This window comes from Bizionia gelidisalsuginis, assembly GCF_008086185.1.
Taxonomy (GTDB): domain Bacteria; phylum Bacteroidota; class Bacteroidia; order Flavobacteriales; family Flavobacteriaceae; genus Bizionia; species Bizionia saleffrena.
Genome location: NZ_VSKN01000004.1, coordinates 34,206 through 51,242, shown reverse-complemented (window position 1 = coordinate 51,242; position 17,037 = coordinate 34,206). Strand labels below are relative to the sequence as shown.

15 protein-coding genes are annotated in these 17,037 nt (G+C 36.2%); 7 read left to right on the top strand and 8 right to left on the bottom strand.

Features of this window, described 5'->3' with window-relative positions; translation table 11 throughout:
- Positions 1-44 precede the first annotated feature (44 nt).
- The 6 genes from rsmI to ES677_RS04265 all read left to right on the top strand — a co-directional run bounded on the left by rsmI (position 45) and on the right by ES677_RS04265 (position 5,741).
- Positions 45-719: a 16S rRNA (cytidine(1402)-2'-O)-methyltransferase gene (gene rsmI, locus ES677_RS04290; protein WP_148369804.1), complete on the top strand. Its 675-nt coding sequence runs from the start codon at positions 45-47 to the stop codon at positions 717-719.
- Between the two features lie 8 nt (positions 720-727).
- A complete protein-coding gene (locus tag ES677_RS04285) occupies positions 728-1,303 on the top strand; it encodes a uracil-DNA glycosylase family protein (RefSeq protein WP_148380522.1) in 576 nt (191 codons plus the stop codon).
- A 300-nt stretch (positions 1,304-1,603) separates the two neighbouring features.
- Complete coding sequence (locus tag ES677_RS04280) at positions 1,604-2,959, top strand: dihydrolipoyl dehydrogenase family protein (RefSeq protein ID WP_148380521.1); 1,356 nt, start codon at positions 1,604-1,606, stop codon at positions 2,957-2,959.
- Positions 2,960-3,133: 174 nt separating this feature from the next.
- Entirely contained in the window at positions 3,134-3,562 is a 429-nt protein-coding gene (locus ES677_RS04275) for an OsmC family protein (RefSeq protein WP_148369801.1), read from the top strand.
- 61 nt (positions 3,563-3,623) lie between these two features.
- Complete coding sequence (recJ, locus tag ES677_RS04270; RefSeq protein WP_148380520.1) at positions 3,624-5,315, top strand: single-stranded-DNA-specific exonuclease RecJ; 1,692 nt, start codon at positions 3,624-3,626, stop codon at positions 5,313-5,315.
- A 72-nt stretch (positions 5,316-5,387) separates the two neighbouring features.
- Positions 5,388-5,741, top strand: coding sequence for a DUF1622 domain-containing protein (locus ES677_RS04265; protein WP_148369799.1), 354 nt, complete (start codon positions 5,388-5,390; stop codon positions 5,739-5,741).
- Positions 5,742-5,796: 55 nt separating this feature from the next.
- Here the strand turns inward: ES677_RS04265 and ES677_RS04260 are convergent, their stop codons facing one another.
- The 3 genes from ES677_RS04260 to ES677_RS04250 form a co-directional block, all read right to left on the bottom strand.
- Positions 5,797-6,549, bottom strand: coding sequence for a UDP-2,3-diacylglucosamine diphosphatase (locus ES677_RS04260; protein WP_148369798.1), 753 nt, complete (start codon positions 6,547-6,549; stop codon positions 5,797-5,799).
- A gap of 113 nt (positions 6,550-6,662) precedes the next feature.
- On the bottom strand, positions 6,663-7,112 hold the full coding sequence (locus ES677_RS04255; protein ID WP_148369797.1) for a 6-pyruvoyl trahydropterin synthase family protein: 450 nt from the start codon (positions 7,110-7,112) through the stop codon (positions 6,663-6,665).
- Positions 7,113-7,341: 229 nt separating this feature from the next.
- On the bottom strand, positions 7,342-8,664 hold the full coding sequence (locus ES677_RS04250) for an MATE family efflux transporter (RefSeq protein ID WP_148369796.1): 1,323 nt from the start codon (positions 8,662-8,664) through the stop codon (positions 7,342-7,344).
- A gap of 89 nt (positions 8,665-8,753) precedes the next feature.
- Between ES677_RS04250 and ES677_RS04245 the strand changes: the two genes are divergently transcribed.
- Entirely contained in the window at positions 8,754-9,551 is a 798-nt protein-coding gene (locus ES677_RS04245; RefSeq protein WP_148369795.1) for a universal stress protein, read from the top strand.
- A gap of 2 nt (positions 9,552-9,553) precedes the next feature.
- On the opposite strand, the gene ES677_RS04240 is transcribed toward ES677_RS04245, so the two are convergent.
- The 5 genes from ES677_RS04240 to ES677_RS04220 are packed head-to-tail and all read right to left on the bottom strand — an operon-like array spanning position 9,554 to position 17,035.
- Complete coding sequence (locus ES677_RS04240) at positions 9,554-10,843, bottom strand: phenylacetate--CoA ligase family protein (protein ID WP_148380519.1); 1,290 nt, start codon at positions 10,841-10,843, stop codon at positions 9,554-9,556.
- Complete coding sequence (locus ES677_RS04235) at positions 10,840-12,522, bottom strand: C45 family autoproteolytic acyltransferase/hydolase (RefSeq protein ID WP_148380518.1); 1,683 nt, start codon at positions 12,520-12,522, stop codon at positions 10,840-10,842. Before ES677_RS04235 ends, ES677_RS04240 begins: the two co-directional genes overlap by 4 nt.
- Entirely contained in the window at positions 12,515-13,399 is an 885-nt protein-coding gene (locus ES677_RS04230; protein ID WP_148369792.1) for a cupin-like domain-containing protein, read from the bottom strand. Before ES677_RS04230 ends, ES677_RS04235 begins: the two co-directional genes overlap by 8 nt.
- A 5-nt stretch (positions 13,400-13,404) precedes the next feature.
- A complete protein-coding gene (locus tag ES677_RS04225; RefSeq protein WP_170235043.1) occupies positions 13,405-15,843 on the bottom strand; it encodes an MMPL family transporter in 2,439 nt (812 codons plus the stop codon).
- Positions 15,836-17,035: a DUF2062 domain-containing protein gene (locus ES677_RS04220; RefSeq protein WP_148380516.1), complete on the bottom strand. Its 1,200-nt coding sequence runs from the start codon at positions 17,033-17,035 to the stop codon at positions 15,836-15,838. Before ES677_RS04220 ends, ES677_RS04225 begins: the two co-directional genes overlap by 8 nt.
- Between the last annotated feature and the right edge of the window lie 2 nt (positions 17,036-17,037).

Sequence of the window (17,037 nt, the reverse complement as noted above, 5' to 3'; positions counted from 1 at the left end):
CAATTAAAAGATTGTAAATTTGATGTTCAATATAGCCTTTTTATATGAGTAAATTATATATCGTTCCTACACCCATTGGAAATTTAGAAGACATTACCCTGAGAGCATTAACTGTTTTAAAAGCTGCCGATTGTATTTTGGCTGAAGATACGCGTACCTCCGGAAAACTATTAAAGCATTTCCAGATTACAACACACATGCAAAGTCACCATATGCATAACGAGCATAAAACGACAGAGCGTATTGTAGAACGTATTAAAGGAGGTGAAACGATAGCGTTAATTAGCGATGCAGGCACTCCTGCTATTTCAGACCCTGGTTTTCTACTTACTAGAGCGTGTGTAGAAAATGGTATTGAAGTCGATTGTCTTCCAGGTGCCACCGCTTTTGTTCCTGCTTTAGTAAATAGCGGATTGCCAAATGATAAGTTTGTTTTCGAAGGTTTTTTGCCAGTTAAAAAAGGACGCCAAACTAGATTGCTAACTTTAGCCGAAGAAACGCGAACCATTATATTTTACGAATCACCACATAAACTTATTAAAACCTTAGGCCATTTTTGTGAGTATTTTGGTGAAGACAGACCGGTTTCAGTGTCTCGAGAACTTACAAAAATGTATGAAGAAACCATTCGCGGAACAGTAAAAGAGGTTTTAGAACATTACACGAACAAGCCACCAAAGGGTGAAATTGTAATTGTAGTGGGCGGAAAAAGTAAATAAGTCTATAAATGAAGACGCTCCATCATCATATTAAAGATTGCACCATTTGCTCAGCGCATTTGCCACTTGGGCCGCGTCCAGTGGTGACGGCTCATAAAGCGTCTAAAATTATTATTATTGGGCAAGCACCGGGAATACGTGTGCACAGATCTGGAGTTCCTTGGGGCGATCCTAGCGGAAACCAATTGCGAAAATGGTTGGACGTTACTAAGGAAGCGTTTTACGACACCAAAAATTTTGCCATCGTTCCTATGGGGTTTTGTTATCCGGGAAAAGGAAAGTCTGGAGATTTGCCGCCTCGTCCCGAATGTGCACCACAATGGCACGATACTTTGTTAGAGCGGATGCCCAATGTAAAGTTGGTGTTACTAATAGGGTTGTATGCTCAAAAGTATTACTTAAAAAAAGACGCTAAAAGAACACTCACAGAAACGGTCGCTAATTTCAACGACTATCTGCCACATTATTTACCATTACCGCATCCGTCGCCAAGAAACCGGTTTTGGCTATCTAAAAACCCGTGGTTTACAACCGATGTGTTACCTGTTTTAAAAGAAAGAGTGGCAGAAATTATCGGTAAATAATTGTATTTATGTTTATAACTTAGTAATGTTTTTTACTAATGTTATGCATCTTTTCAACATAAAAGTGTTCACTGGCTTTCCAGTAAAGAATTTTATCTAGGTCACGGTTTTTCTTGTTTTCAAATCTATCGGGGCGTTAGTTCGTTAGTATTAAGTTTTGCTTCTTACTTCTAGAAGTTAGGCGGTCTTGTGTCATTTATCAGACAATAACGGTTATATGTGCTTTCAGATTAAACTTTAATGTTTCATTAATAGAAAGCTGTTTTTAGTTTATTAACTTAAGGTTTTAAACCGAAAACGATGAAATCTAAACACTATAATGTATTTGTAATTGGCTCTGGAATTGCCGGGCAAACTGCAGCAATAGCCTGTGCCGAAAAAGGCTTGTCTGTCGCCATCTCCGATAATAGAGAGTTTGGTGGTACGTGCGCAAATCGTGGTTGCGATCCAAAAAAAGTATTAATTCAGTTTTCAGATTTGCTAGAACAAACGCAGCGATTAAAAGGTTTAGGGGTTTCCAAATTGCCAGAAATAGACTGGAAGGCTGTTCAAAATTTTAAATCTCAATTCGTAGATGCTATTCCTAAAAACACAGAAACAAATTTGAAGGATTTAAACATCGATTTATACCATCAATCTCCAGAGTTTGTTAATGAAAACGAAATCTTAGTGGAAGGTAAAAGCATCACGGCCGATTATTTTGTAATCGCTACCGGAAACATTCCCCGCGAATTGCCAATACCGGGTAATGAGTATTTGGAAACTAGCGATGCTATTTTAGATTTGGAAGCTATTCCAAAATCCGCAAGTTTTATAGGGTCGGGATATATTGGGATGGAATTTGCAACTATGCTATCTATTTTGGGGTGTAAAATCACTGTTTTTGACTATAATAGTAGCGCATTAAGCCATTTCGATCCTTTTTTAGTCGCAAAATTACAGCTTAAAATGGAAGAGCTGGGTGTTACATTCGTATTCAATGCTGAGGTAACGGCCATAGAGAAATTGAATAAAAATCTAAGACTCCATTACACGTTAAGTGGGAAAAAACACACTCATAAAAGTCGAAACGTATTTAATACAGCTGGTCGCGTGCCTTCAATAGGAATGCTAAATCTTGAGAATGCTAATATAGATTATGACGACTCCGGAATTATAGTGAATGCACATCTTCAAAGTAAAACCAATGCGCGTGTTTATGCGTGCGGCGATGTGTCTAATGCTTCATTGCCATTAACACCATTATCCGGTTTGCAAGGCAGTATTGTAGGAAAGAATATTACCTATGGCAATGTCAAAGCATTTCAATTTCCTATTGTGCCTTCAACGGTTTTTACACAACCTAATATAGCGTCGGTAGGTTTATCGGAAGATGACGCCAAAAAACGCTACAAAGATATTATTGTGTATAAAGGTAATTTATCGCACGGTTATAATGCGAAAAAGGAAAACGCGGCGGTATACGCGTATAAAATTTTGGTAAACAAAAGAACCGAAACTATTGTGGGTGCCCATTTGCTAAGTGCTGAAGCTAATGAAACCATAAATATTTTTGTAATGGCAATGGCTCAAGAAATGACAGTTTCAGAATTCAAAAGACTAATTTTTACGTATCCGTCTTATAGCATCGATTTAAAATATATGTTAAAAAACTGACGGCAAATGGTCTTAACATTCCGGTTTAATTTTGTTCAATTTACAAAGCGCTCTAAAAACAAGAAAAATACCCCTTTTTTAATGTAAAGTAACCATTAAAGCCTTGAGACGACTCTTTTTTTACAATTTTAAATGGTATTTTTACAATAATAAAAAATAAAAAACTCAAGAAAAATGACAAATAAAATTACAACGAATTGGATTGGTGGAATGCAGTTTGAATCGGATAACCCAAGCGGTAAAACAGTCGTAATGGACACAGATGTTGAAGGCAGCACAGAGCGTTTTGGCCTGTCTCCAAAAGCGATGATGTTATCGTCTCTAGCTGGTTGCTCTGGTTTGGACGTTGTTTCTGTTTTAGAAAAAATGAAGGTTGACGACTATACGTTTAAAATGGAGGTAGAAGGCGAGTTAACCAGCGAGCACCCGAAGTATTACCATAAGGTAACGGTCGATTACCATTTTTATGGCGCTAATCTAAGTGAGTCAAAAATTAATAAAGCTGTAAGTTTGTCTGTAGATAAATATTGCGGTGTAATGGAGATGTTTCGAAAGTTTGCAACCGTAAAAACAAACATCCACTTACACGCTGTTAATTCTTAAGAAGAGAGTCTGTTAAAATCTTCTTTTCATTTTTTTAAATTATTAAAACTTATATTGTGTAATGCGTTGGACATTAAAGCCTATCCCAAACAGTGAAACCGTAGCTACTTTGCAAAATGCTTTGCAGGTAGAGCCTGCTATCGCTTCACTTTTGGTGCAACGTGGAATTGAAACATTCGAGCAAGCTAAATACTTTTTCAGACCAATTTTAAGCGATTTGCACGATCCATATTTAATGAAAGATATGGAGAAGGCGGTGCAGCGCATAGAGCACGCGATTGTAAATAACGAAAATATTTTGGTCTATGGCGATTATGACGTGGACGGTACGACCGCCGTATCGTTAATGTCCTCTTATTTGCTTACCGATTACCCAAATGTTGCGACGTATATTCCGGACCGTTACGACGAAGGTTATGGCGTGTCTTTTAAAGGAATAGATTTTGCAAACGATAACGATTTCTCTCTAATTATTGCACTCGATTGTGGTATAAAAGCCATCGATAAAGTCGCGTATGCTAAAGAAAAGAACATTGATTTTATTATCTGCGATCACCACAGACCAGGCGCTCAAATTCCCGATGCTGTTGCTATTCTAGACCCCAAGCAAGACGATTGTAATTACCCTTTCGATGAGCTTTGTGGGTGTGGCGTTGGTTTTAAATTAATACAAGCGTTGGCTTCAAAAAAAGGACAAACCATTGACGATTTAATCCCGTATTTAGATTTGGTAGCGACGGCTATTGGAGCGGATATTGTTCCTATAATTGGCGAAAATCGGATTCTCGCTTATTTTGGATTGCAAGTTATAAATAGTGCACCCAGAGCGGGGTTTAAAGCCATAATAAATCAGATTAAGAAGGATACATTAACTATTACCGATGTTGTTTTTATTATCGCACCGCGTATAAATGCTGCGGGAAGAATGAAACACGGGCAATATGCGGTTAATTTATTAACTGAAAGCGATGTGGCTATAGCGGAGCAATATGCCGCAGAAATTGAAGCGTTTAACTTAGACAGACGAGAAACCGATAAACAGATAACGCAAGAAGCGTTACAGCAAATTGAAGATTTAAAAGATCAAGATCGAATAACGACGGTAGTTTACAGCGAAAGTTGGCACAAAGGCGTTATTGGTATTGTCGCGTCTCGATTAATAGAAACCTATTACCGCCCAACGTTGGTGTTTACCAAAAGCGGAAACAAATTAGCTGCTTCAGCACGGTCTGTAAAAGGATTTGATGTGTATAATGCGCTCGAGGCATGCTCAGAATTTATCGAGCAGTTTGGAGGGCATAAATATGCTGCGGGATTAACTTTAGAGGAGAAAAATTACGATGGGTTTAAACGAAAATTCGAGGAAGTTGTTTTAGCCACTATAGATAAGCGGTTACTAACACCAGAAATTATTGTAGATACCGAAATTAATTTAAACGATATCACGCCTAAATTTTACCGTATACTAAGTCAGTTTGCCCCTTTTGGACCGAGTAATATGGCTCCTGTTTTTATGTCTGATTATTTAAAAGACACGGGCTACGGGAAATGTGTGGGAGAAGATAAATCGCATTTACGCCTTACGGTTAAACAAGATGAAAGTCAGCAATTGGTTTGTATCGGTTTTGGTCTCGGTGATAAACTGGACGTGATTAAAAATAATACAACCTTTAAAGCCGCGTATTCTATAGATGAAAACCATTGGCAAGGAAACATATCGCTACAACTGAAATTACAAGATATTAAAGGATAATATGTTTAATTTTTTGGGTTTTAAACTGAAAAACACAATCTCACTCTTTCGCTTTTAAAATTATAAACAGGTATGGAGTACTTAAAAATTTATGTTGATTATATCGCGAATGCTGTTGAAATGATTGGAGTACTTACTATTTTAATTGGTATTGTGTATTCGCTTTTGAAGTATTTGTACTATTTAAAACAGCCAAAAATATTTACATATATCGATTTGAGGCAAGCTCTAGGTAAATCGATTTTATTAGGATTAGAAATTTTAATTGCTGCCGATATCATGGCGACTATAGTTACGGAACCCACCTTAAGATCGGTCTTAATTTTATGTGTAATTGTACTTATTAGAACCGTTTTAAGTCTGTCGTTACAAGTGGAATTAGAAGGTCGATTCCCATGGCAACGTGAGGTTGAAAAAGAAGAATAAGAGCTTGGTTTTTAATTCGGAAAAGACAGAGCGACCTCTTAAGCATTGTGAGGTGCTAATACGTTTTTAGTTCCAATGTTTTACCGTCAAAAACGGCGTACGTGTAATAAATAATCCAATCGCCTAAATTAACGTACTTAGAATTATCGTTGAGGTTTATTTCTAAAGGTAAATGGCGATGGCCAAACACAAAATAATCCCTGTGTTTTGTTTCTAATTTGCGCTTACAATATTGCGCGAGCCATTCGTTATCTTCTCCTAGAAAAATAGCATCGTCATCTCCTGAGATCAGTTTGTTTTTTACCGATAGATATTGTGCAACGCGCACACCAATATCTGGATGTAACCAGCGAAACAACCATTTTGAAACAGGGTTTGAAAACACCTTTTTCATTCGTTTGTAGCCTTTGTCGCCAGGTCCTAACCCGTCGCCGTGGCCAATAAAAAACGTTTTGTCGTTAAATACAAATTCTTTAGGTTTGTGGTAAACCGGAATGTTTAATTCGTCTTCGAAATAGCCGTTCATCCAAAGATCGTGATTTCCTACAAAGAAATAGACAGGAATTCCAGAATCGGTAATTTCGGCAAGTTTGCCCAATGTTCGCGTAAATCCTTTCGGGATTACCGTTTTGTATTCGGCCCAGAAATCGAATAAATCACCCAATAAAAAAATAGCGGCTGCATCTTCTTTAATTTCGTCTAACCACGCCACAAACTTCTTTTCTCGCACAAAAGAGGCTTCTTTGGTTGGAGCTCCCAAATGATTATCGGAAGCGAAGTATATTTTTTTTCCTTCGGGAATGTGCATATTTAAATGGAGTAATGGGTTTGCGTTAAGGATTGAAGCTTTGTTGGAGCTCTCCCGATGGGTATCGGGAAGCGACTGCTGAAAGCCTGACCTGCAGGGTAACGCCCAAATTATTAATTATCTGCGGCGTACCATTCGGCATAAGACGAATCGGTTTCTTGTAATTTTAACGCGTACAATTGTATGTTTTCTGGTAAGCGTTGTTTTATTTTTTGGGCAAAGTCAATCACCATCATTTCGCTTGTTGGTTGGTAATCTACCAATAAAACGTTGTGGTCTCTTTTTTGTAACTCTCTGGCGAGCTCGACGTGTGGCGTGTTTTTATTAAAAACGGTGGCGTGGTCGAAAACATCTACGATTTCTTCTTTTACTATTTTTTTTAAATCGCCAAAATCTATAACCATTCCAAACTTTACATTGCTGTTGTCTTTAATAGGTTTACCGATAACGGTTACCGATAGCTTATAACTGTGGCCGTGTACGTTTTTGCATTTTCCGTCGTAACCGTAAAGGGCGTGACCGGTTTCGAAAGAGAATAGCTTTGTAATTCGAATATTACTCATGAAGTCCTTATTTTTCGTTGCAAATATACCAATTTTACAAAAGCGATTAGCCTATAAATGCTATTAAGTGGGTTTGGTGTTGTAGTCGCGTTTTAGCGCTTGTTACGATTTCTGTTTACGATGTAAATAATAATTAATGCTAAGCCTAAGAGTAGAAAAATACCGTTACCTCCTAAAAATTTAAAAAAATCCATTGCGTTTATTTTATGGTGTTAATATTGAGTTTTGGTTAGCGGTTTAAAAATTCTTTTCTAAAGAGAACAATTAAGGGAACGCCGCGTGCAATAATCCAAAAGGTTAAGGCGATAAAAATACCTTGAAGTTTGAGATTATAATGGTCTAAAAGTAATAAAATTGGAATAAAAATAAGGCTTGTAGACATTAATAATAAATTTCTAAGTGATTTCATTTTTCCGAGGCCTTTAAACATACCGTCGAAAATGAAGGCCAAAGCGCATAGCGGTTGCATTGCTAAAACAATCCAGAAAACAGAATAAAACTGAGTTAAAACTTCGGGGGAATCGGTAAAAATATCACCAATTCTATAATAAAAAAGAGTTCCTAAAATGGCTAAAATAACTCCTAAAACAATACCGTATTTTATAAGTGTATTACTTAATGAAATTAATTTATTAAAGGCATTAGCGCCATAGAGTTTACCCGATAATATATTTCCGGCACTGGCATAACCATCGATAACAAAAGCCCCAAAAAACCATAAGTTTATGGCGATAGTGTAAGCTGCAATATATTCGGGGCCATAGCCAGTAGCAAAAGTCGTCGCGAAATACAGGGTAACGTTTAACGCAATTGTTCTAATGACTAAATTACCAATCATCGTTAAAAATTTACCGATTTCGTGATTAAAAGGCAAGGTAAATCGTAAGGGAATAGGTGTTTTTTTTAGTAACAATACAGCCGATAAAGCAGCCATTATTCCCTGTGCAATGACGCTGGCATAAGCTGCGCCCTCAATATGCATTGCCGGTATGCAACCCGGAATACCGTACACCAAAGCGAAGTCTAAAATAATATTTGTTGTCGCCCCAATAATGGCTATAATCATGGGGTAATAGGTGTTTTGTAAACCTCTAAAAGCACCAAAAACAGCAATAGTAAACAGTGTAAACGGGAAACCAAAGACCCTGATTTTATAATAGACTTCGGTATAATCTAAAATTAAGTCTGTCGCATTATAGAGTTTAAAAATAGACCGAGCAAAAGGAAAAGTTGCTAAAATAATTAACACGCTTAAAGAGGTAATAATAACGATGGCTTGTGCTGGTAAATTTTTTACTTGGTCTAATTTATTGGCGCCTAAATATTGTGAGACAATAGAAGAAATGGCACTTCGGGTTTGCCCAAAGACCCAGATAAGCATAGATAAAAACGTGGTTACGATACCAACGGCAGCTAGAGATTCGGTCGCGTTGAGGTCGACATTGCCAACAATTGCAGCATCGGTTAGCGATAATATAGGCTCGGCAACGCCCGCTATTAAAGCTGGAATCGCTAATCGGTTAATTGTTTTTATGCTAATATCTACAGACACTATTTTATATTTTAAGAGTAGGGCAAAGGTGTGAAATTTTTAGGATAATAATCTGTATTTTTGTTCTCGAAATCGTTATATTAATAGTTATGAAAAATATCTTAGTTCCAGTCGGATCCTCGAAAAATGCAATATCTCACTTACAATATGCTGTAGATTTTGCGAGAGCAACCGGAGCAAGACTTTACGTGGTTCAAATTTATAATATCTACTCGAAAGCGGGGGCTATGATTAAAATTGACGACATTTTAGAGCGTGAAAGTTTACTGTTTTTAAAAGAGCACATCTCTAAAGTAGACACCAAAGGGGTAGATATTGTCGCTAAAACATTTAAAGGGACTCTAATTGAAACCTTAGAATTGGTTAGTGCTTCTCTAGATATTGATTTAATAGTTTTAGAGCCTAGAATTAGTTCGACTAAAAATGAAGTGTTTTTAGGGAAAACCTCAGGAAAAATTATAAAACAGACTAAAATTCCTGCTTTAATAGTCCCTGAAGATTATAAGTTTAGGCCAATACAGACTATTTTATTGGCACTTAAATCGGCCATTATAAAAAAAGGAGATGCTTTAGATCCTTTGAAGATAATTAAAGACGATTTTAAAGCAAACGTAAGCTTACTACTAGTAAAAACACCGTTTTATAAGCCTGGCGATTTTGATATTACGACCGATTTAAAAGCGTTAGTGAATTCAGTGACCGAGTCTGAGAACGGAACCACATTTCAAGGTGTTTTAGAACATTATAAAGAAAACAATCCTGATATGTTATGTGTGGTACGACGTAAACGCGGTTTTTTTAATAAGCTTTGGGAAAAGAACGTTATTTTGAAGAGAGATTTTCATTCTACTAACTTGCCGGTTTTAGTACTTAAAGAATTAAAATAAAATCACGGCCTTTTATCAATAATTATAACGGGTTTCCGGCTAAGTTTCGGAAACTGAAGGGCACGGATATCTTCAATATCCAGATATTCAATACTTGGTAAGACTCTTAATTTGGCTCTAAAGTGATCTTTAATGTTTTGTAATAACGCTTCAGTTGGGGTGTTGGTTCCTATTTTTATAGAAATTTCGTCAGTACCAATACTATTGTGATACAATTCAATTACAAAATTCTCAACGGCGCTAAATTCATTTAAAACATTTTGTAGTGCTGGTGGATATAAAGTAGTGCCTTTGTATTTAATCATTTGTTTTTTACGGCCTACAACAGGACCTAAACGCATTGTGTTTCTGCCACAACTACACGGTTCTGTGTGAGCAATAACCATATCTCCTGTTTTAAAACGTAACAATGGCATTGCTTCAATACCGAGTGAGGTAATGGTTAATTCACCAACTTCTCCTTCTGTTACAGGGGTGTTATTATGATCTAAGATTTCAATGATAATAAGTTCTGGATGATGATGACCACCATTTTGCATTTCACATTCTGAAAACGCCGTGCTCATTTCGGTTGAAGCGTAGGTTGAAAATAGGTCAATAGCCCAACTTGCCTTAATTTTTTCTGATAAAACATTTTCTGAAAAGTCTTGGTTGCGCAGCGGTTCGCCAATGCAAATAGCACCTTTAACGCCGGATTTTTTTAAATCAATTCCGTTTACATTGGCATATTCAATCAGTTTTAATAAAAACGAGGGTACAGCTATTAAATAGGTCGGTTTAAATTTTATAATGGAGTCCCATTGCAATTCTAGGCTTCCGGCGCCTACACGAATAATTCCTGCTCCTAATTTACGAGCACCTAGAAAGTAAGCTAAACCTGCCATAAAACGACGATCTATAGTGGTGGTAAGTTGTAAAATATCTTCTTTTTTTACACCTGCACATGCAAAAGAAATAGATTCGTTATAGGCTAAACGCTCCAAATCGTTATCTGTTAATGCAAACGTTACAGGATCACCAAGTGTACCTGAAGTTGTGACATAATCGATAATAGCGTGTTTTGGAACACACAAAAAATCGTCGTTATGCTGTTGTAAATCTTCTTTTGTCGTTAACGGTAAAGTGGCTAAATCTTCCAGTGTCTGTATGCTATCTATCGCAATATTTTTCGCTCTAAATAGGTTTTGGTAATACGGAGATTTTTCGTTTAAATACACCATTAATTCTCTTAGTTTTTTTTCTTGAAGAGATTTGATTTCACTTAACGATGCTATTTCTATTTTGGGGATCATTTGTTCGATTTTCGAGTGGCTTTTTTTAAATATTTTGTAATATGTTCAGTATCTAAAAGCGTTGGTATTTCTTTAGTTAGAGCGCTTTCGTAAGCTTCTGCTGCAGCACTATACTCTTTGTGTTTGTAGTAATAATTGCCCGCCAAAGCGTATGCTTTCCAATAGTTTGGGTTTAATGCGATGGCCTTATTTAATACAGCGTTGTCGAGAGATACATTGTTATTGATAGCGTGCTCGATTTGACGTTCTAGAATTCTATACGCTTCATAATTAGCATAGGCTTTGGTGTCTAAAAAAGGATCTTTAGCAATATTTAAAGATGTATTTTGAAGTGATTGCGCCGAAGGATTTTGATCGCGGTTATTAAACACTGTATTTAAATCGTAAGCAACAAATTCTCCCAACTGATACGGGTTTGAAGAAATCCAAACCTTTAAATCTTCAGGCTGAAAGACGATACCGTGATGCGCCAATAACTGATTCAAAGCTTTTTCATTGCCATACCCGATGGCTTGGTCATTGTGTCCCTTTTTGTTTCTTAAAATCGAAACACCTCGAGTTGGATTAAGAGTCGTATTTTGATTTAAAAGGGTCTCCATTCTATTAAATCTGTAAGCAGAATGGCTTTCTTCTATAGCTTTTAAATTCCGTTTATCTGAAACATACGTATTGCTTTGAAAATGATTAGAGCATACCAATTGATTGTTATTTTGAACGTCGTAAACACCAAATTTTTTAGGTGAGACTTCAATTATGACTGCGCGTTTATCTTTGGCACTTCCCACCATTATAGACTCTGAAACGAAAACTTCTCGCGATTTTGCAATTGCAATCGCTTCGTCTATAGTCGAAGCATATTGCAAAATTTCTCGTGTAACTATAGAAATTGGTGTTTTGGCCACCAAAGGAATTTTAGATTTTCCAGCGTTAATAGTTACAGTTAAACCTTGTGTATTCATTCCGGAAACCACTCCTATCATTCCGCCCCAGGTTACCGATACAAATGGGTGACCAGCAGTTGGGTTTATAAAGGCAATTATTTTATTTTCAGCAAAATCATCACCAGCATAAAAATCGAAATTACGTCCAATAAGTAGCTTTTTGTCCTCTGTTTTTTCTCCCCAAGCTGCAAACGAGGTGCAACCAACCAGAGCTAAATCTTGTAAAGCGTGGCCTATATCGTGTGCGCCTTGTAAATAGAGTGTTCTTAAATAAGGCGGTGCGATCCCATTAAATTCGGGAGAGGCATAATTTGAAAGTCCATAAATCTCGGTTTTAAACTCTTCAAGAACATGTTTGTACATTTTACGATTGTACCACGATAAAAACTTACGTAAAAACTTCTGTTTACCTTCAGAAGGTACTAATTCTCTTATTTTATTAAAAAAAATGGCTTCTTGTTTATACATTAAGCTATCTGATAAAAGCCCTGTGATTAAGCCTATTTCCAACGGATTTCCTTCGATATATAATTCCCAAAGGCCTTGTTTGTTTTTTATTAAGAAATTATTTCCTGCAAAAAAAGTAGAATCATTTATGATTTGTTTTTCTGGTATTACGGTTTTATATTTAATAATTTCTGGTCGGTTATTAACCGATTTATTAATGCCACAAGAGCTTAAAACACATAGTGAAATAGAGATTAAACATAGACTATAAAACGATTGTAGCTTACCCATGATTATAGGTTTTGTTATACTTTTTATTAACACGTTTCACCATTTTTTCTTCTTTATAATCTACCCACGATTGCCCAACGGTTCTACGCATCACGTTTTCGAAAGTTCGCATAAAAACGATATTAATTACAAGTTCTGTAAACTGTTTAAATTGTCTTGGAAACGCGCGTAGTGTTATAGAGAATCCGCCATTGTCATAAGTAATGTAATGCCAATAGCCACTTGGCATATAAAGGGCATCACCATGTTTCATTGTAACCGAAATGCCTTCCGCTAATTGTAAAGCAGGATATTTTTCAAAATTTGGATTGTCCATATCTATCGTCTCCAAATTATGAACCGTAAACGGAACTTTGTATAAATTCTTGGCTTGATCGGGAGCAAAAAGCGTCACTTTTTTTGTGCCGTGAAAATGAAAATGAACCAAATCTGCCAAATCCATATCGTAATGTGCTAGAACTTTCGATCCCTTCCCACCAAAAAACATAACTGGTAATTTTTTAAAGAATTTTAATCCGATGTCGGGATAGCTGAAATCTTTAAGGAGTTCTGGCATTTTTTGAAGCACATTGTAAAAGAACATACGCAAATCGGTAGGCTGCGTTTTTAAAATATCGATATAATCGTACAGCTTCATTTTTTTAGCGGGCGCCACCGAGTTTTGTCTCCCTTTTGTAGGTTCGTTATTATACAATGGTACAATTTGGTCACCGGCCAAACTCTGGATGTAATCGAGGTTCCACTTAGTGTATGCCGGCCAATCTTTAGATAAGTCCTCAATTAAAACAGGACGTTGTTTTTTATAATACTCTGTTATAAATTCTTCTTTTGTCAAGGACTTAACTCTAGTAATAGGTTTGGTTTTTAGTGTTCCCATTGGTTTTAATTAAGACTTCGTTTCTTTAATATGAATACATTAAATAATATTGGTTGAATCGTAAATGCCACCACTAAAGCCGACGTTATTCCGATTATTGTAACAATTGAAATAGAGTATAATGCCGGATGTTTGGCGAAAACTAAAACCCCCACGCCAAAAATTGTAGTGATAACCGATAGAATTACTGACGTCTTATACATAGGTAACGTGTTTATTCCAGTTTTTTGCTGTTGGAGTAATCCATTCGTTATAAAAATACTATAATCTATGCCCAGACCAAAAATAAATGTTGAAATTATGATATTAAAAATATTGAATTCAATAGAAAACAGTCCCATTATACCGATAGTAATACACCATGTTAGCATAATGGGTATACACGTTACTAAGGTCAGTTTTACGTTTCTGTAAAACAACAGTAGCAACACGACTACAACGGCGAAGGAATATATTATAAGTTGGTTAAAATCGTTTTTTAAATTGCCGAGTAGCGTTTCATTTATCGCTTGACGATCGATAACCAATGTGTTTGGTGTGTTTTTAAACGATGTTTTAAGTCGTGCTACTTGATTGTCTTCAAGAGTTACTAAAGAGGATACGGCATTAAAACCATTTTCACTCGCTATAAAGTCGTCGATAGAAATCGTGTTTAATGTCCTGTAATCGTTAAGTTCTAGTGGAGTGAAAGATTTTTCTAATAATTGGTAAAACGCATTAAATGTTTCGGGTTTAAAGCCAAATTGTGTGCCGCTAGTTATTAATTGCTGCTTAGTAAAACCTACGTGTTCCGGAGACCAGAACGCCTGCCATTGGTTAATTTTTTCTCGTTGTTTTTTTTCAGAATAGACTAAAGCCCCCACCGAATTAAAACTGCTAATTTGTTGTTGCTGTTCTAAAGTGGTTAATCTCTTTACAATGTTATCGTTAGCTTCTAAAGCCACTTGAAGCGTGTCGCTATAGGTTACAATATATAAGGATTTTGAAGCGGCATTAGTTAGTTTTTCAAGTCGGTTTTCGGCGTTTTTAATAGCTGGGGGCATATAATTCAATTTCGAAATGTCTTGATTGAATTGTACGTTGTTATAGGTGAATAGGCTTGTAATGCACAACAAAATAACGGCGCCAATAATAAATGTATTACGATGAAACGGATAGCTTGCAACTGCATCGATAAATGTTTTTCGATGTGCTGAAGCATTGTTTTTAACGGTGTATACTTGCGGAATAAATATTAAGGCAAATACTGAAGCGCCTAGTACGCTAATGGCGGCAAATATCCCCAAATCTTGTAGCGCTTGCGAGTCTATAAACAACAAACATAAAAAAGCTAGAGCTGTTGTTAAACTGCTCATTAAAATAGGTTTTGTAACGCTTTTATAGAGCGCCGTCGTGTCTTCTTTATTTCTAATGTGGGTTAAAATATGTAACGAATAATCGAGAGTTACCCCAAGTAAAATCGCTCCAATCCCTAAAGAAATGGCCGAAATAGTCTCGCGAATTAAAAAGAGAATAGCCACCGATAATAACCCTCCAAAAAGTGTCGGCGTAAATAAAATAAGCGGAATACTAAGTTTCTTATAAAAGACGATAAACAAAATCATTAAGACAGTAAGTGCAATACTAATGGTAAGCTGAATATCTTTTTTTATTTGTTGTGCATTGGCCACAGCAATAAGGGTTCCGCCAAAATATTCGCTAGAAACAGTGTCTGAAAAACTGATATTTAATTCGTCTTGAATGTTATAAAGTCCGTTGGCAAAGGCAACATTTTTATTGGTTTCACTCGATCCGTATTGGGGAGTGATAAATAGTAACAAGTGCGATTCGTTTTTGCTAACTATAAACCCGTTCTTAAGCTGGAAGTCTTTATGTATGCCAAGTTTTTGCAAATGCTTAACGGCTAGCAGTGAGATGCCTAAGGGGTCCTTAACAATAGTTTGTTTAGCAATAAGCCCCGAAGGTGATATTAAGGTTTTATAATTCGCTTCGGTACGTTTTAAAATTGAGTCTTTTTGGCGACGGTTTTCTAGTATTTTATAATCGGAATCTGTTAAAAATAAAGGCGCATTCTCGTAAACAAAGTTTAAAGTTTCAAAAATAGTATCGTCGCCTACTTGTCCTTGAATAGCTTTTGTGTATTCAGATAAATTCAGATTTACACTGTCTATAAATGCTTCAGCATATTGTGTTAAATCATTAAGTGTGCCGTTGTCTTTTCGGTTTACGATTACCACAATTTTATCTGAAAAATGGGCAGTTTGTAATACTTTTTGAAGTTGTTTGTTCTCTGAGTTTTCTGGAATTAGTTTCGAAATGTCTTCTTCAAACGTAATTTGAGATGCCACTGCTATCAACACTAAACTGAAAACAGCAATAATAATCGCAAAGAGGACTTTCTTCTTATAAAAAAAATGACATAGAGAAATGAATATATTATCCATAAACATTTTCTTTTTTCTGATTAAAAAAAGACAAAACGATATAGCCTAAAAGTCCACAAGAAATCGCTGCTAAAAGCGATAATGTAATACTGCCAATAATATAGGTTTCTAAGTGATCTAAAAGATCCAATTGCGTTGTAAAATCTTGCAGAGAATAAGCTGTTCGCTTCCCTAAAATCCAATTTCCAGTTTGCAGACTAATTAAGAGTACAAAAGGAATTAAGGGTGGTAAACTAATGTTAGAAAAGGCAAAAACAATCACTTTATTTAATTTAAAAACTACGGCTAAAAACAAAACGATGACGGTATGAAATCCCCAAAGTGGCGATAAGCCTATAAAAACGCCTAAAGCAATGGAGAACGCTTTCTTTTTTGGAGAATCGCCGTGTTGTAAAAAGTCCTCAATGAGAAATCGTTTCAGTCCTTTTTTTTTTAATTTCCTGAAAAAGTCTCTCGGAGTAATATAAAATAAACGGACTAACAAAAACCAAATAATAAGCACGACAATACGTGCAATATCCATAAAGGGTCTAAAGTGCGAGACGCGTTCATTTTCGTCGTAAAGTACGTGAATAGGTACGTGGCCAATGGAAATACCTGCCCAATGCGATTTCACAATAGCTTCGACTTCAAACTCAAATTTTTTGGTGCTTTTTAAATATCTAAATGCGGCCATCGCCTTAACAGGATACAATCTAAAACCAGATTGCGAGTCGCGTAAGTCCAAGCCGGTAACAGCACGAACCCAATAACTCGATATGCGATTTCCTTTTGCACTAGCCGCAAAAACATTGGCTTCATTCATATTCCTGTCACCAATTAAAAGCAGGTTTTTATTTTCTGCAGCGGCTAAGGCCTCGATAAAAACAGGAATATCTTTCGCGAAATGTTGGCCGTCACTATCTAAAGTAATCGCATAGTCGAAACCTTGGTCTACCGCGTGTTTAAAACCTGTTTTTAAGGCGGTGCCTTTTCCTGTGTTTTTAGGTTTTTTAATGTGGTCTATCTGTGGATATTTACTAAGAATATCCGACGTTTCTTGAGTCGATCCGTCGTTAACAACAATAATAGAATCTGTAAAATTTAAAACACTATCTAAAACGCGCTTTAGCGTGTTCTGGTTGTTATACGTGGGTATAATAACACAACAATTGTAACTTTTAAAATGAGATTTTACGGTATCTAAGTTCATTT

Bases quoted from the DNA above. Each gene is read 5' to 3' on its own strand.
- rsmI (WP_148369804.1), top strand. From the start codon at position 45: ATGAGTAAATTATATATCGTTCCTACACCCATTGGAAATTTAGAAGAC.
- ES677_RS04285 (WP_148380522.1), top strand. From the start codon at position 728: ATGAAGACGCTCCATCATCATATTAAAGATTGCACCATTTGCTCAGCG.
- ES677_RS04280 (WP_148380521.1), top strand. From the start codon at position 1,604: ATGAAATCTAAACACTATAATGTATTTGTAATTGGCTCTGGAATTGCC.
- ES677_RS04275 (WP_148369801.1), top strand. From the start codon at position 3,134: ATGACAAATAAAATTACAACGAATTGGATTGGTGGAATGCAGTTTGAA.
- recJ (WP_148380520.1), top strand. From the start codon at position 3,624: ATGCGTTGGACATTAAAGCCTATCCCAAACAGTGAAACCGTAGCTACT.
- ES677_RS04265 (WP_148369799.1), top strand. From the start codon at position 5,388: ATGGAGTACTTAAAAATTTATGTTGATTATATCGCGAATGCTGTTGAA.
- ES677_RS04260 (WP_148369798.1), bottom strand. From the start codon at position 6,549: ATGCACATTCCCGAAGGAAAAAAAATATACTTCGCTTCCGATAATCAT.
- ES677_RS04255 (WP_148369797.1), bottom strand. From the start codon at position 7,112: ATGAGTAATATTCGAATTACAAAGCTATTCTCTTTCGAAACCGGTCAC.
- ES677_RS04245 (WP_148369795.1), top strand. From the start codon at position 8,754: ATGAAAAATATCTTAGTTCCAGTCGGATCCTCGAAAAATGCAATATCT.
- ES677_RS04240 (WP_148380519.1), bottom strand. From the start codon at position 10,843: ATGATCCCCAAAATAGAAATAGCATCGTTAAGTGAAATCAAATCTCTT.
- ES677_RS04235 (WP_148380518.1), bottom strand. From the start codon at position 12,522: ATGGGTAAGCTACAATCGTTTTATAGTCTATGTTTAATCTCTATTTCA.
- ES677_RS04230 (WP_148369792.1), bottom strand. From the start codon at position 13,399: ATGGGAACACTAAAAACCAAACCTATTACTAGAGTTAAGTCCTTGACA.
- ES677_RS04225 (WP_170235043.1), bottom strand. From the start codon at position 15,843: ATGGATAATATATTCATTTCTCTATGTCATTTTTTTTATAAGAAGAAA.
- ES677_RS04220 (WP_148380516.1), bottom strand. From the start codon at position 17,035: ATGAACTTAGATACCGTAAAATCTCATTTTAAAAGTTACAATTGTTGT.